Here is a 15584-nt window from a genome sequence, read left to right on the forward strand (position 1 = left end):
CCTCAGGCCCTGTCGTCCGCAAAGCGGCCAGGCACGCGGGTGCCGATCACGTCGCCGGGCCATTGGCGCGGCGGCCACTTGACCTTGCCGCCAGGACCGGTTGCCGGGTATTCGAACTCCTCGCCGATCGGAACGTCGATGACGTACAACGTGCCGGACCCAACGCCGCGCTTGAGCGCGGCATCCAGATCGCCGGCATCTTCGACCCGCTCACCATCCGCGCCGTACGCCCGCGCGAGAGCGACGAAGTCGGGGTTATTGAGGTCAGTCCAAGACGGCTTGCCGTAGAGATACTCCATAAATCCCTTATTGGCTCCGAGAGCCCCGTCGTTGAACACCACGACCGTGACCGGGATGTTCTCGCGCAGCGCCAAGGCGATCTCATTGTGGGAGTAGCCGAAGCCGCCGTCGCCAACGCCGACCACGACGTTCGAGTCCGGACGCGCCAGCTTGACTCCGAGGGCCATCGGAAGCCCCGGACCGAGCACGCCGGCTCCGAAGCTCGCCGTCAGCCGCCTCGAGCGGTTGGCCGTGGTGCCCTGGAACATCCAGCCGGTGTTGTTCCCCGAGTCCGAGACGAGATAGTCGTCAGGCCCCAGAGCCGACTCGATCGCGGAAACAACCCGCCACGGGCTGGTTGGAGAGTCGGTGACCGCCGCGCGTTCGCGGCGCTCAGTGGCCCACTTCTCCTTCGACTCAGCTAGCCGCTGGTAGTTCGGCCGCTCGTTGTAGGGCGAGGGGACGAAGCTCGCGTCCTGGCGTACCGCCTCAATCAGTTGTCGGAGTACGGTGCGAGCGTCACCGACGATCCCGAGTTCCGGGAAGTAGAAGGCGCCGATCTGGTTGGCGTCGGTGTCGATGTGCACCAGCCTGCCCGGCAAAGCTGCGGTGTAGGAGCGTCCGTAGCCCCACTCCGACATGCGCGTGCCGATCGCAATCACCACATCGGCCTCGGCGATAGCGTCGTTCGCACACGGCCAACCAATGGGACCGCTTGAGCCGAGCGAGAGAGGATGGGTCTCGGGCACAATGCCCTGCGAAGTGAATGTCGTCGTTACCGCGACCCCTGCGAGCTCAGCCAGCTCCAGCACCTCGGCGTCAGCCTGCGAGGTGACAGCGCCGCCACCCACGATGAGTACAGGACGCTCGGCACTGAGGAGCAGGCTCGCTGCAGCCCGGACGAGCTCGGGGTCTGCGCCGGCGCGATTGACTGTCGCGGGCCATCCGGTCGGGATCTCCATCTCGGCCACATCGACCGTCAGATCGAACGGGATGTCGACAAAGGTGGGACCTGCGGGGGTGCCGTGCGCACGCTGGATGGCGCGGTTGATCGCTTCCGGTAGCTTCTCCGGACGTTCCACGCGAGCGGCATGCCTGGTCAGCGGCTTCAGCGCGTCGACGTTGGGCATCTCCTGCATGGAGTCACGGCCCTGGAACCCACCGTCCACATTGAAGCCCAGGTGCACCGATGGGATGCGTGAGTACAACCCCTCGTACAGCCCGGACGTGATCATCAGAGTCCCGCAGGTGTGCCAAAGACCCGCTGCTGAGGCGCGGCCGGTGATGTAGTTGTAGCCGTTGATGAGGTGTGCTCCGCCCAACTCGGTGGCCGGGTTGATCGTGCGCATTCCCTTGCGTTCACTCGCCGCATCGGCCAGCTCCTGCGTGGTGTGGCCGATGTAGCCGACGAGCAGCTCAGTGCCGCCGGCTTCGAGGGTGTCCAAGATCGCGTCAGCGCCTCGCATTAGACCCATAAGAGTTCTCCTCAACGTTTGTGGCCAAAGGGTGGCCTGCATTGGTCTCGAGCCCTAGGGTCGAGCCTTTGCGATTTCGATACCGGCTTATGAAGTTGTGTGGCACGTGAGCGGTCAGTGCCGTGGGGCGCACTTGGTGGCCAGGAGCCCTAGCGCCCCTGCCAGACAGGGTCGCGTCGCTCGGCGAAGGCCGCGATGCCTTCAGCCGCATCGTCAGTGAACTTGAGCATGCGGAGCATCGTCTCCTCCAAGCGCAGGCCTGAGGGCCGATCCATGTCTCGCGCGCGGATCGCAAGCTCCTTGCACGCTTGCACCGCGAGCGGGGGTAAGGAGGCGAGACGCCTCGCGTAGCTCAACGCCTCTTCCATCAACTTGTCAGCGGGCACAACCTTGTTGATTAGTCCCCACCGCTGTGCAGTCTCCGCATCGACCGGTTCACCGAGCAGCAGCATCTCCATCGCGATAGGATGAGGCAGTTGCTCCAGGACACGTTGAGTTCCACCGTTGGCGGGAAGTAGCCCCCTCTTGACCTCGCTCAGGGCGAAGGTCGCATGCGACGACGCCACCCGAAGGTCGGTGGCCAAGAGCAACGTCACCCCACCGCCAAAGCAGTAACCGTTGACGGCCGCAACGACCGGCTTGTGGACCTCCAGGCCGCGATTGAGCAGTGGGTCCTTCTGCGTGTTCCAGAACTCGGAGAGATCCCCCGCGGATCCGACGAAGGACTTAAGGTCTGCGCCGGCGGTAAACGACTTCTCGCCAGCGCCGGTGACAACCGCGGCGCGTATCTCGACGTCGTCGCGGATCCGGATCCACGCATGCGACAACGCTTCGTAAGTGGCCCCATCCATCGCGTTCATGCGTTCAGGACGATTGATCGTCACCGTCGCGACGCCGTTGTCGACCTCAAAAAGCACTGACATTGTCGATATCCTTCATGCGTTGTTAGCTGGTGAGAGACTGATGCGGCTGGGACGCCACAATCGCGCGAGCCATCGCTATGACCGGCCCATCGACCATCTGGCCCTCGAAGCTCACGACCCCGAACTCCGACTTCTCCAGGGCGGCCAACAGGTTCCTCGCCCAGGCCAGCTGGGCTCGAGTCGGGCGATAGGCCTGACGAATGACGTCTGCATGCGTCGGATGAATCGCCACTTTCGCTGCGAAACCCATCGCGACCGCATCGTCGCACTCAGCGCGAAGCCCGACGAGGTCAGGAATGTCCAGGTAGACACCGTCCCAGGCCGAGATCCCCGCAGCGGCTGCGGCTATCAGGACCCTGCTGCGGGCGTACTCGACGTGGGGCAGGTAGCTTCCATCGCTACGCCGGCTGCGCCGTCCACCGATGTCGGCCGTCAAGTCCTCTCCCCCCCACATCATGCCGACACAATCGTCGAGTCGGGCGATATCAGGGGCGGCCTCGACACCTCGGGCGGTCTCACACAGTGCGATCACCGACAGCGGTGCGAGGGCCGAAATATCTTCTGGGCATTCGACCTTGGGAACCATCACGAAGCGGAGGTTCGACTTGCAGAGAAGGTCAATGTCGGCTCGACCATCCGCGGTCCGCGGAGAGTTGATCCGGACGACCGTCCGCTCCACAGGAAGGTGAGGGAGTGCCGTTGCCAGCGCCTCGCGTGCCATGCCCTTCCTGTCGACGGCGACGGCGTCCTCAAGATCGATGATCACCGTGTCCGCGCTTACCAGCGCCTTGTGATAGCGGTCAGGACGATCCGCAGGACAAAAGAGGATCGCCGGCCCAACAGGCAATCTCAACTCCAGCCTGTCTTCCACCCGTGTCACACCCCGTCGGTTACCGCCCTCACTCGAGAGCGTCGAGAACATCATTCGGTCACCTCCACACCGGCGCTCGTCCAAGGCCTGCAGGACACCGCCACACCAGATCATTCAGTGTACAGATGAACTTGGCCGAGGCTATAGCCGTTCTCTCAGACTGTCAATGACGCGGCGATGCGCCGCCCCGGTCGCGCGACCGCCGACGGCGCTCCGTGTGCGCCCTCCACAACGGCCGACACAGGGCACTCCAACTTCCGCCAGATCGCGCTCTGCTTCTCAGTCGTTGAAGGGGATGTCCGGTGCTCACTTGTCACCTACCGTGGTGGCATCGGCTTCAACGACGTGCTCGAACCCGCGTCACCACGATGGCGGCTCATACTTCCAACTCCCGAGGGCCAGTCGGTCGTACCTCTTCGTCCACATCGATGGCACGTACTTCGAGCCAAAGGAACTGGTGGGCAGGCGGGCCGACCGGCATGCGCGAGCTCGACGCGCAGCCGGCCACTTTGTTTCAGCGATGGACGAAGTTGGCCGGCCGCTTCTCGATGAAGGCCGCCATTCCTTCCTTCTGGTCCTGAGTGGCGAACGCCGCATAGAAGGCTCGCCGCTCGAAGAGGACTCCCTCGGACAGGCTCGTTTCGTAGTTCCTGTTGATGCAGTCCTTGATCGACGCCACGGCGAGGCTCGACTTCGACGCGATCTCTCGCGCCAGCTCATGAGCCGCTTCCTGAAGCTCGTCAGCCGGGACCACACGGGAGACGAGACCGCTCCGCTCCGCTTCCTCCGCGCCCATCATCCGGCCGGTGAGACACATCTCCATTGCCTTCGACTTGCCGATCGCGCGAGCCAGGCGTTGCGATCCGCCGATGCCCGGCGGGATACCGAGCTTAACCTCGGGCTGACCGAACTTGGCAGTGTCTGCGGCGACGATGATGTCGCACAGCATGGCAAGCTCGCAGCCGCCGCCGAGGGCGAAGCCGGGCACGGCAGCGATCGTCGGGGTGCGAAGAGCGGTCAACCTGTCCCATGCCGCAAACCACTGCGAGTTGTAGAGGTCACTGAAGCTGCGGCCTTGCATCTCCTTGATGTCGCCACCCGCAGCGAAGACGCCGTTGGCGCCAGTGATGACGATTGCGCCGACGGACGGGTCAGCATCGAAGCCCACCGCCGCGTCAGTCAGCTCGCGCATCACGGCTTCGCTCAGCGCGTTGAGGGCGTCGGGTCGATCGATCGTGACCGTGGCGACCCGTTCGTTCACCGACGTTCTGACCGAGGACTGCGCACCGGTGTCGACACCCATCACAGGTCCGCCCCGGCGCCAGGATGCGGGGCTCCAACAAGCGCCGAGACGTTGCCGAACACCTCTTCGCCCCGACCCATGGCCGCGTGCGCGCCGGGGATATCCTCAAACCGAATCGTCCGGCCAAGAGCCGGGTCGATCGCGCCCGCGAGGACGAGATCGTTGTAGGCACGCGCTTCCGTGTCGTTGGTGCCGTGGGAGCCTTGAAGCCGCTTCTGTCGCGTCCAGTGGTATCGCAGGTCGACCATCGCGTCGTATCCAGTGGTCCCCGCGCAGATTACTACCATGCCTCCCGTCTCGCAGACGAAAATGCTAGTCGGGATGGTGGCAGCGCCTGGGTGCTCGAAGACGATAGCCGGGTCCTGCCTGCTACCCACGATGTCCCAGATCCTCTTCCCGAAGTTGCGTGCCTCCGCCGTCCAGGCCTTCTGGCCAGCCGCGTCGTCAACCAGGGGCGGAACCCCCCAGTGGTTGAAGTCTCGCCGGTTGATCCAACCGGCGGCGCCGAGCTTCTCCGCGTAGGCACCCCGCTCGGGCTCGGATACGACCGCGACCGGAATAGCGCCCGCAAGCCGAGCGAGCTGGATCGCTTGACTGCCAAGTCCACCTGACCCGCCCCACACCAGGACGACATCGCCTTCGCTGACGACGTTCCCCTGCCAGCCGTGGAGCATGCGGTACGCCGTGGTGCCCACCAACGTAGGCGCAGCAGCCTCCTCCCACGTCAGATGGGCCGCCTTGGGCAGCACTTGATGAGCCTGGACACGGGTGAACTGCCCGAAAGACCCATAGTTGGTGTCATAGCCGTAGATCCTGGCCGTCGGCGCCGTCATCTGGTCCTTGCCACGGGCGATCCAGGCGTCGTCGGCGTCCCAGACGCCGGGATGGGTGACGACGTGGTCACCCACCTCGATCCCGTTCACCTCGCCGCCAACCGCGTAGACGATTCCAGAGGCGTCAGAGCCGCCGATGTGGAAGTCCTCAGTCTCACCCCGCCGCTGACGTGTGGCGATCTGGTCCACGGGGTAGCCACGCGCGGCCCATACGTTGTTGTAGTTGATGCCGGCGGCCATCACGCCGATCAACACCTCGTCGGGCCTGATGTCCGGGGTTGGAACGACCTCCGCCACGAAGGCGGTCGCCGGATCCCCGAAACGATCCTGGCGCACCAGTTGGGCATGCATATGGCTCGGGACCTGGCCGACGGGCGGCAACTGTCCGACGGGCGTCGGCTCGACGCCTGGAGTAACCACACTGTTGCGTTCCGCCTGATGCGAGCTGGCCATCCTTGGCTCCTCCTAGTTACGACGTACACTGCGTAACCAGAGCGTGACGGCCTCCGACAAGAAGGTCAAGTCCTCAGTATGCGGAGTACATCACGTCGCCCGCGTCACCGCGCAGGCGTGGGCGGCCGCACATACGGAGAAGTCCTTCGAGCGCTTCTTCCCAGGATCAACGTCCGCGGGCACATTTCGCAGATGACCTGCGTCGCGATGCGCAGCGCGAAGTCTGCCTGATGCCGGGGGGACCGCCGTGCGCCTCGCATCTTGCCCAGAACGCACTCATTGATCTCGATGATCCGCGAGCAATGCTCCTCGATCCCGCTTGAGCGTGAGCTCCGGGGCCGACGGCCCTCCGCCGCTGTGCGGGTTCCGCGCGGTCCATCCGAATGGAGAACTCCGACTCGATGGTGGCCTGCTCCACACTGTTCGTCGGGTAGCCGTGCGTGCGGATGTTGGTGCTGAGCCTTGGATCCCCCAGCGCCGCCCTCTTACGACTCCTGATCCGCATGCGGCACGGCGCGGCTGCCAATTTGGGACCCTTCGTGCTCGGCGTCGGTGCCGGGTTCGCCCGCAGCCGCGGAGTTTGACCGGCCTGACCGGCGCTACGAGTCACGCTCGTCGATGTCCAGCTAACGCTACAAGCACGACGCCGAGACACCCAAGTCCTCGGCAACTTGAGCGATCGAGGAGCCAGAGTGCCGGTACACCCGGATCACGTCCTCGCGGAACTCCCTGGGAAACGCCTTCGGCACCGTGCACATCCTTCGAGCGCCGACACACATCGAGGCAGATCAGATGTCACCTATCCGTGCAACAGACCCTTTCGACTCCCCTGTGCCTGTGCCGTTGACCGCGCGCAGGCGCTATGTCTCAGTCGGGTTGTCATCCGGATCCTCAACGCAGAGCCCGAATCCGCCGTGGTACAGACCTTTGGTGACGGCGATGGGCTCCTCCACAAGCTCGGGAAGACCCGCGCGCAGAACCGCAACCGCGTGACCATCCGAGTGACGCCTGTGCGCTTGCGCGTCCTCGTAAAGCTCGTAGAGGTAGACGGCGTCCGATTCGTCATCCACCGCGTGTACCGCATAGATGAGCGTACCCGGCTCCCGTTGCGCATGCTCCGACGCCTTGTCGAAGAGAGCCAGTAACCGGGCGCGTTGCCCGGGCTTCGCTTTCACCTTGGCGAAGAAGGCCACCCTGGGCATCGCCACCTCCATTCTGAGAGTTGAACCAATCGACACTTGCTGCGACGCCAGCCTCGACGGGGCGCACTACCCCGGTGATGTACCGGCATCTTCCGATACCAGCCGTCCGCCTGCGTCGAAGATGTCCTTCGGCTCGTGTTCGACGACCGGCAGCGCATCGCTCAGCCCGCCGGCAACCGACGGGCTGCTCGCACTCCGGACCCTAGTCAGACATCACCTTCAGTGTGCGGATCATAGCATCGATCTGCGCTTCTCCAGGCGTCGACGACACGAGGACCATGAGCGCCCGTCGCTTCGCTTCACGCGCGACGGGCGCTGAACGCGGCACACCCACATGTTGCCACGAACTCGACCGAAAACAGTCCCCGCGATGCGGGCCACGACTCCCCCGTGCGCGTGCACAGAGTTCATCGAATCCCCTCCGAAGGAGTAGCGGCGGCACCCGGGTTCCGCAGCCCTGATCCGCGCGCTCCACCTCCACGGTCCACGAAGGCGCGCGTGCGGGCCGGGTTGACCGGCCCAGCGCATCCCAGAGTAGACTTTCCTCCGTACACCGATTAATTCCTTGGTCCGTGGCCGCCACCGCCGCACCAAGATGCGCCGCGGGGCGCATTGCGCGGCAATGGAGCGGGCAGCGGCTCACGCAGACCCGAACAACGGAGCCCCGTCAATGACCATGCAAACCAGACTTCCGGGACGCGTGGTCATCGTAGGTGCGTCGCAAGCAGGGCTTGCGGCCGCTGAGACCTTGCGTAAGGAAGGGTTCAACGGTGGCTTGACGATCGTTGGGTCGGAGACTCACCTGCCGTATCAACGACCGCCACTGTCAAAGCACGTTCTTGCCGGTGCCTGGAGTCACGAGCGGACCTTCCTTCGCCACGAACACGAACTCGAAGCGCTCGGCGCGTCCTGGCGGCTTGGTGTGTCTGCAGTTGCTCTCGACCGAGCGAACCGACGTGTCGAACTCTCGGATGGATCGAATGTCGAGTTCGACGGCTTGGTGATCGCCACCGGCGCCTCCCCGCGCCGTATGGGCGTCGGGCATGAGCTGCACGGCGTGCACGTGCTCCGGACCCTGGATGATGCCGCGGCGATCGGGGCTGAGCTGACAGCCGGGCGTCGGCTGACCATCATCGGGGCTGGGTTTCTCGGCTGTGAGGTCGCCGCTGTTGCGCGCAAGGCCGGTATGCATGTCGACATCATCGATCCGCTCCCCGGGCCGATGATTCGTCAACTGGGCCAGGATGTGGCGGCGCGCATGGCCGCCGTACACCTCAGCAACGGAACGAAGATGCACTTGGGTGCCGGCGTGGCAGACTTCAAGAAACGGCTTGGCCACGTCACAGGCGTGGAACTCACGGACGGGTCGTCGCTCGACTCGGACCTCGTCCTGGTGGCGGTCGGGGCCGTACCAAACACGCAGTGGTTGGCTGGGAATGGGCTCTCGCTGACCAAGGGGATCGACTGCGACGAGTTCTGTCGGGCCGCGCCAGGCATCGTCGCAGCAGGGGATGTGGCTAGTTGGATCCACCCGATCTACCGGCGACGCGTGCGAATCGAGCACCAGACGAACGCTATCGAACAGGGCGTGGCGGCGGCTCGTGCCCTCCTGGACAAGGCCGTCGAGCCCTTCGCTCCGATCCCCTACTTTTGGACCGATCAGTACGACGTGAAGGTACAGGTCTACGGGATTCCTCACGCTGAGGCGGCAACGACGATCGTGCGCGGCGATCCGGAGGACGGCAGGTTCGCGGTCGCCTACCACCACGACGGGCGAAAGGTTGCCATCCTTACGTGGAACCTCCCTCGAGAGGCGGTCAAGCTGCGAGGGGAGCTCGTCGACGAACTCCAAGCGAGTACGTCCTAGATGCCTCAAGATGCGCGGCGAGCACGTCGTCCTAGGCTCGCCGACCTGTCGTCGACGACCTAACGACGACGACGAGCCAAGACGCATGGCGCGTGCCCGTGTGGCTCTGACCTTGAGTGTCCTTGCCATGTTCGCCGCCGAGTTGATGGTCGTCGGTCTCATTACGATGGGAATCGTCCTTGGTGGGACCCGACCATGACCCCCCTCGACAGAGTCCCGCGGGGTGGTGGGCTATGAGGTGGTCCTCGGTGCCCTACTCGCCCCTCTCGATGGCGGCATGATCTCCAGTATCCATGGTGGTGTTGAGCAGCGCCATGGACTCCTCGGATAGGTAGCGGCGGTCGCCCGCGATCCATTCGTCGTGCATGTCGATCAGGACCGCGCCGACGAGCCTGATCACGGCCGCGGCGTTGGGGAAGATCCCGACCACACGGCTGCGGCGCTTGTCTCCGTGTTGACCCGCTCGAGGGGGTTGGTCGACCATCTTGCGCCAGTGGGCCTTGGGAAAGCCGGTGAACGCGAGGACCTCGGCCTTCGCGTCGTCCATCAGCGGCCCGACCTTCGGGAACGAGGCGGTGAGCTGGTCGCGGACCTCGTCCCACGCTGCGTTGACTGCTTTCAGGTCGGGTTGGGCGAAGACGGTGCGGAACACCGCGGCGACCATGTTGGCGTGGGACTTCGGGACGTGGGCGCGCAGGTTACGACCGAAGTGGACCCGACAGCGTTGGTGCGCGGAGCCCTGGCAGGACCGCTTGAGCGCCTGTGGTCCAACGGCCGGGTCCCGAACGCGCCGACGACCTCATCAAGCTGCTCGCAGATCCGGGATACCTCGGACTTGCTGCTCCCGCTGTCAGCGCCCAACGCGGCCACCAGGTCGTCCACGCTCCTGGACGAGATGCCGTGGACATAGGCCTCCATCACCACCGCGTACAACCCTGGTCGATACGGCGCCGGGGCTCCAGGATGGACGGGAAGTAGGAGCCCTTGCGGAGCTTGAGAATCCTCACTTCGATGTCGCCGGCCCTGGTGACCAACAGCTCGGGTCGCGTGCCGTTGCGATCGGTGACGCGGTCCTCGGTGCGTTCGTAGCGCTCGGCACCGATCACCCCGGCGGCTTCGAACTCGACGAGCTCTTAGCCTCGATCCGTGGATCGACTCGGCGGGTGAGTCGGGGTAGGTGGTGGCTGACGCGGTTGGGTTGGGCGGCGGCAGTTGGGCAGGGGTGTGGTGCTGGTCTGCCCAGCTCTTCCACTGTCGGGGTTCCTCGGGTCGTGCCTTGCGGCTGGTGGATCGCTCAGGTGGTGATCGGTGGTCCGTGGGCGGTGTCGAAGACGCGGTCCCATGTCTGGAGCCAGCGCTCGGCCCAGGGCCAATGTGCGGGCAGGTGCAGGACGGGGCGGCGCTGCGGCCTGGTTAGGCGAGCTGGGACGTTGATGATCTGACGCCGCAGGGTCGTGCCTCGAGCGGGGATCGGGATGTTCTGTCCAGCGGTGTTGCGGGTGCGTGGGGCCAGGGTGTCGGTCGCGCGGAGCAGGTTGTAGGCCATGGCCGCGCACAGGGTCCAGGCGTGGTTCGCGGCGAACCTGCCTGAGGGCATGTGCGCGAACGGTCCGTCGATCAGGTCAGCGAAGACGGTCTCGATGACCGCGTGACGACGGTGGGTGATGTCCGCGGCCGTCACGGGCTCGGTGTTGTTGGTGAAGAACGGGTGATGCCGCCAGAGCGGGAACAACTCCTCGAGGCCGGCATCGAGGTTGGTCTTGTCGCGCACCCGCCGCACGATGAGCCGTGCGGTGACCGGGTTGTTCTGTGCGAACGCGGTGTAGGAGGTCTCGGCGACCTCGGCATCGGAGATCAGCTCACCGGTGTCGGGATCGGCCACGGCGCCGGGATAGTGCACCGGTTGCCACGCATCGTCGGGGATCCGGGAGATCGCGGCGGCAACAGCGTCGTTGTGTCTGAGCACGACCGAGAACTCCACACCGGCGTTGATGCAGGCGTTGACCACGGCACTGCTGCCGTACGCGGAGTCGCCCCGCACCAGAATCTTCCCGGTGCTCGTTCCGGTGCTCGTTCCGGTGCTCGTTCCGGTGCTCGTTCCGGCGCCGCAGGCGCGGGCAGTCCGGATCGCTTCTTCGACCATGGATGCGGCTGCTTTGCCCGATCCTGCTTTCCCGGCTCGTAGCCGTACACCGGCCACGACAGGAGCGCTGGTGGGGGTGCTGATCGTGGTGACCAGCGGCGAGAGACCCTTGCGGAGCAACGCGCGGCCCGCGATCTTGGCATGGCCGTAACTCGCTCCTTGCTTCTGGTAGCCGTAGACCGGGCGCAACAGCGAGTCGATGTCGATGAACGCCTGCTCACCGACCCCGTCCAGCAGCTCGGTGGACGCGACCAGGTTCACCAGGTGCGAGCGCGCGACCGAGGCGAGTTGGGAGACATGTCCGTGGGTGAACGAGCGGAGGAACTGGCCCAGCGTCGCTGGTGCGTAGACCCCGCCGAACAGTTCCTTCATCCCGCCGGCGCGGACGATGTCGAGGTCCTCGATGCACTCGGCGCCCACGGCCATGCCCGCGATGATCGTGGCGATCTTCCCCGCCGGGTTCACCCCAGCCGAGCGGACGAGCGAGGACTTGATCGACACCCGGTCGGCGAGGAGCCCGGAGAGTCCGGCCTGCTCGGCCAACGCCATCACCGGCACCAGTCCGGCATGCGACACGAGGTGGTCTTCATCGAAGACCGGCGTGGCTCGGGACCACTCTTGATGTAGTTTCACTTCCAGTGCCTCTTCGGCTCGAGCGACTCGCGACTTCAGCAATCACGATTCTCCCGGCCAGGAGGCACTTTCACGTCCAGGCCCGCCGCAACCCATGTCGCGAACCCCGAGTCGATCCACGGATCGAGGCTTAGAGCACGGTGCGGACCGACTCGCGGATCATGTCTACGCCATCGCCGGTGCGGAACGCCTCGAGGAGCTCGGACACGGGCAGACTGGGACAAGGCCATCGGTGGTTCTCCTTCAGTGCGTGACTTGGTCGTTTCACACCGAAGATCCCCCCGATGGCCCCCTACTTCACGCCACCACACCGGTCCTCAATCCCCACCACTCCACGGGACTCTCCTCTCCTCGAAGTCCATGTCGCCCCTCCATCGCTAGTGGGTGTGTGGGTGAGAGCTCTTGCGGAGGGGCGACGGTGGCCGGATATACCAGGCGTGGATCGGTGGCTTGGAATCGACGGCGAGGCGCCTTTCGGCTCCGCCCGCGTTCACATGACGGTCCAGCCGCCATCGCTTGGCAAGATCGCGCCGGTCACATTCGCTGAATCGTCGCTTCCCAGCCAGGCGATGCAGGAAGCGATCCGGCTGGCCGGCACGGACGGTGGCATGACCACAGGCCAGACCGACTCGAATCGATCCTTCGCCAACTTCGACTGCCATGTGAATTCGATGCTGGAGTCGACAGGCCCTGGGCAGACCGCGTTGGCTCGGATCCCGAGCGGCGAGTAAACGAAAGCAAGATTGCGTGTGAGCCCAATGAGGGCGTGCTTTGAAGCCGTATATGCCGCTCCGGCCGCGGAGCCACGTAGCCCCGCTACCGAGGAGACCATGACAATTGCGCCCGTCCCTGCTTCAAGCATCATTGGAAGAACCGCCCGGGTGAGCCTGAACGGCGCGGTCAGGTTGACGTCGATTACTCGATCCCAGAGCAGGTCATCGGTCTCGGCCACCGGTTGGCAGTTGTCCGCGATGCCGGCCACGTTGGCGAGTAGATCGATCCGCCCATGTGCGTGCGCCACTACCGCAGCAACCACTTCGCTGTCACAGGCGTCGCCGGCAACCGTGACTAGAGAGTCGTCGGCCCACTCGTTGGCGAGCGACTCGAGCCTCGCGCCGACAATGTCGGTTGCGATGACTCGCGCTCCTTCACTTCCAAGGCGCAGGGCGGTTGCCCGGCCGATTCCAGCGCCGGCACCAGTCACGATCGCGGTCTTGCCGGCGAAGCGCTTAGCTCCATCCATCGTTCCAATTCCTCCTGTGTAGTCATTCACGTGGTCGTCACCCCGGGGTCGGGGATCGTCGTGGGCACCTCTGCCGCACTTGCGGCTCCGACGAGCCTGATCACCGCGGCGGGATTGGGGAAGATCCCGACCACGCGCGAGCGGCCGCTTGATCTCCTTGTTGACTCGCTCGGGTTGGTCGACCAGATCTTCTGCCGGTGCGCCTTGGGGAACGCGGTGAACGCGCCCGACCTTCGGGAACGACTTGGCCAGCTGGACGCGGACCTCGTCCCAGAAATTGCTGACCGACTCGGCGTCGGGCCACGGGTCGGACGTCGTCGCAGATGTTCCCGGCGCCAGCATCGTGGCGGCACCCGCTCCGCCGTCCCGGACTACCAGAGCCGCACTCTCGGTGGACTCTTCCGCGACACCTGCTCGAGCCGTCCTACCTCTTCGGCAGTCAGTTCCACGGTGCGGGACTCGATCATCGGAGCGAGCTGTTCGACCTTGCGCGCACTCGACATCGCCGCGGCGACCGTCGGCTGTTGGCGCACCCATGCGATCGCAGCCGCAGCCGGAGAGACCGCGTGTGCGGCGGCCACTTCCCGCACGACCTCGAGTACTGCGCAGGCTTGGAGATCGTTCAAGTAGTGCGCGCCCGAGTTGTCACCTCGGCCGGTGCTGGCTTCGACCCCGGCCTGATACTTGCCCGTCAGGAAGCCGTGGGCCAGGACCGAGTAGCCGATCACGGCCAACTCCCCGGCGCTCACCGCGTTCCGGATGTCGAACTCGAAGTCGCGCGACAGCAGCGAGTACCGGGTCTGGATCGCGGCCGGTCGGGGCAGTCCTTCGCGGTTGCAGATCTCGACCGCCTCGCGGATCCGTGCGGCAGAGAAATTCGACAAGCCATAGGAGCGAATCTTCCCAGATTTGATCAGTTCGCTGAAGGCCGTCAACGTCTCGTGCAGGTCTCCGCCGTCGTCGCGGTGGGCGTAGTAGATATCGACGTAATCCGTCTGGAGCCGGCGCAGGGACTTGTCGATCTGGCTGTGAATCACGTTCGCCCCGATCCCGCCGACGATCGGCATCGCGTAGTAGCCGACCTTGGTCCCGATCGTCACCTGGGCACGGACTCCACGACTGGACACCCAACGGCCGATGATCTCCTCGGAGACCCCCATCCGACCCTCGTGGGCCCAGGCCGGATAGACGTCCGAGGTGTCGATCGCCAGGATCCCGCCCTCGTACGCCGCATCCATCACCTGCAGGGCCTCGTGCGCGTCGGCCGACCAGCCGAACACGTCTCCGCCGAGCCAGACCTGGGCCAGATTCACGGACATTCAGGAACGCCACCTTCCGAAGGGTGATCCGATCTGCCGATCACGGCAGAGCATAAGGTCGATCGATAACATGTGTACTGATTGATTGCACTGCCTGCGGCCTCGGGAACGGTCGACCAGTAAGTGGTGTCCACGCGCTTCGGACGGTTCAGGCCGTCGGCCCGTCGAGCAAGGCCATCGTCGTCTCCTAGACCCGCCCCAGGGCGTCGTCCACCGGCATGGCTCGAAGTTCCTTGCAAGCTGGGATACAACTGTGAAGCGTCGCCGGCACTCGTCCAGCTCGAGCACGGCAGCTTCACGTCGTCGGTCGTCGTCACACCCAGGTCCTCCGAAGACTCTCACCGCTCCGGCCTGGACATCCACCTTCGGCAGGGCTGGGCCGGACGCCGTCGCCAACGCATATTTACTCTGTATGCTGATGGTAGTCAATGATGAGCAGCGTAGTTCGTCCATCCCTCGACGCCATGGCTCCGTCATCCGCTGTGACTCATGCCTCCGTCGACCCCGCGCCGACCGGTGGCGCACAGAGTGAACGCATGAGACGAGGACCCGTTGGACGCGGCGCTGACAGGGCACCCCTCCGGCAGAGACCCACGTCTGATCGTCGCCGTACTCACCATCGGCCCTACCCCCGGATCTTGGACACAGGGTTTGATTACGCAGCGGTTGGCAGCGTAGCGGCCCGGCGGGCCTCGTAGGTGGACGGTGGCAGGTAGCCGCACCAGGAGTGTCGGCGTCGGGTGTTGTAGCGCACGATCCACCGGAACACTTCTCGGCGGCAGCTGGCCTCATCAGCCCAGCAGGCGGCGTCTTGGAGGACCTCACGCTTCAGAGTCGCGTTGAACGACTCCGCGAGCGCGTTGTCGGCCGACGTGCCGACAGCGCCCATCGACTGGGTGACGCCGAGACTCTTGCAGAGCCGGGCGTAGTCCCAATACCGTTCAGTTAGCCGCGCGACGGAGATGGTTGTGGTGTTGCCGGGTTGGGGCCAGGTGGCGTGGGCGGCGCGTTTGACGTGCCACTTGGTGTACTTCCTCTTC

General features: G+C 65.1%; 10 protein-coding genes and 4 pseudogenes. 1 reads left to right on the forward strand and 13 read right to left on the reverse strand.

Features of this window, described 5'->3' with window-relative positions; all coding sequences use genetic code 11:
• Window positions 1-2: 2 nt before the first annotated feature.
• From ACUP6Y_RS22330 to ACUP6Y_RS22355, 6 genes are all read right to left on the reverse strand, one after another.
• The gene (locus ACUP6Y_RS22330) at window positions 3-1796 is read right to left on the reverse strand and encodes a thiamine pyrophosphate-binding protein (protein ID WP_125038041.1); all 1794 of its coding nucleotides are present in this window, start codon (window positions 1794-1796) and stop codon (window positions 3-5) included.
• A gap of 107 nt (window positions 1797-1903) precedes the next feature.
• Entirely contained in the window at window positions 1904-2677 is a 774-nt protein-coding gene (locus tag ACUP6Y_RS22335; RefSeq protein WP_125038042.1) for an enoyl-CoA hydratase/isomerase family protein, read from the reverse strand.
• A 22-nt stretch (window positions 2678-2699) separates the two neighbouring features.
• Window positions 2700-3602, reverse strand: a complete 903-nt coding sequence (locus ACUP6Y_RS22340) for an HpcH/HpaI aldolase/citrate lyase family protein (RefSeq protein ID WP_462553202.1) — start codon at window positions 3600-3602, stop codon at window positions 2700-2702.
• Window positions 3603-4062: 460 nt separating this feature from the next.
• Window positions 4063-4851, reverse strand: a complete 789-nt coding sequence (locus tag ACUP6Y_RS22345; protein WP_462553203.1) for an enoyl-CoA hydratase-related protein — start codon at window positions 4849-4851, stop codon at window positions 4063-4065.
• The gene (ccrA, locus tag ACUP6Y_RS22350) at window positions 4851-6137 is read right to left on the reverse strand and encodes a crotonyl-CoA carboxylase/reductase (RefSeq protein ID WP_462553204.1); all 1287 of its coding nucleotides are present in this window, start codon (window positions 6135-6137) and stop codon (window positions 4851-4853) included. The genes ACUP6Y_RS22345 and ccrA overlap by 1 nt, the downstream gene beginning before the upstream one ends.
• A gap of 860 nt (window positions 6138-6997) precedes the next feature.
• Window positions 6998-7351 (reverse strand): putative quinol monooxygenase, encoded by a 354-nt coding sequence (locus tag ACUP6Y_RS22355; protein ID WP_462553205.1) that lies wholly within the window; start codon window positions 7349-7351, stop codon window positions 6998-7000.
• A 664-nt stretch (window positions 7352-8015) separates the two neighbouring features.
• Here ACUP6Y_RS22355 and ACUP6Y_RS22360 point away from each other — a divergent pair.
• Window positions 8016-9206 (forward strand): NAD(P)/FAD-dependent oxidoreductase, encoded by a 1191-nt coding sequence (locus ACUP6Y_RS22360; RefSeq protein ID WP_462556800.1) that lies wholly within the window; start codon window positions 8016-8018, stop codon window positions 9204-9206.
• Window positions 9207-9459: 253 nt separating this feature from the next.
• Here ACUP6Y_RS22360 and ACUP6Y_RS22365 read toward each other — a convergent pair.
• The 7 genes and pseudogenes from ACUP6Y_RS22365 to ACUP6Y_RS22395 all read right to left on the reverse strand — a co-directional run.
• Window positions 9460-9908 (reverse strand): annotated as a pseudogene (locus tag ACUP6Y_RS22365) (transposase); the annotation flags it as partial.
• Window positions 9825-10312, reverse strand: a pseudogene (locus tag ACUP6Y_RS22370) (transposase). The pseudogenes ACUP6Y_RS22370 and ACUP6Y_RS22365, both read right to left, overlap by 84 nt.
• 188 nt (window positions 10313-10500) lie before the next feature.
• Window positions 10501-11982, reverse strand: coding sequence for an IS1380 family transposase (locus ACUP6Y_RS22375; protein ID WP_462556803.1), 1482 nt, complete (start codon window positions 11980-11982; stop codon window positions 10501-10503).
• Between the two features lie 490 nt (window positions 11983-12472).
• Window positions 12473-13225 (reverse strand): SDR family NAD(P)-dependent oxidoreductase, encoded by a 753-nt coding sequence (locus ACUP6Y_RS22380; protein WP_462556806.1) that lies wholly within the window; start codon window positions 13223-13225, stop codon window positions 12473-12475.
• A 74-nt stretch (window positions 13226-13299) separates the two neighbouring features.
• A pseudogene (locus ACUP6Y_RS22385) lies at window positions 13300-13525 on the reverse strand (transposase); the annotation flags it as partial.
• Between the two features lie 71 nt (window positions 13526-13596).
• Complete coding sequence (locus tag ACUP6Y_RS22390) at window positions 13597-14544, reverse strand: aldo/keto reductase (RefSeq protein WP_462553206.1); 948 nt, start codon at window positions 14542-14544, stop codon at window positions 13597-13599.
• Between the two features lie 655 nt (window positions 14545-15199).
• Window positions 15200-15472, reverse strand: a pseudogene (locus ACUP6Y_RS22395) (integrase core domain-containing protein); the annotation flags it as partial.
• Window positions 15473-15584 lie beyond the last annotated feature (112 nt).

Source organism: Nocardioides sp. S5-5 (assembly GCF_054954065.1).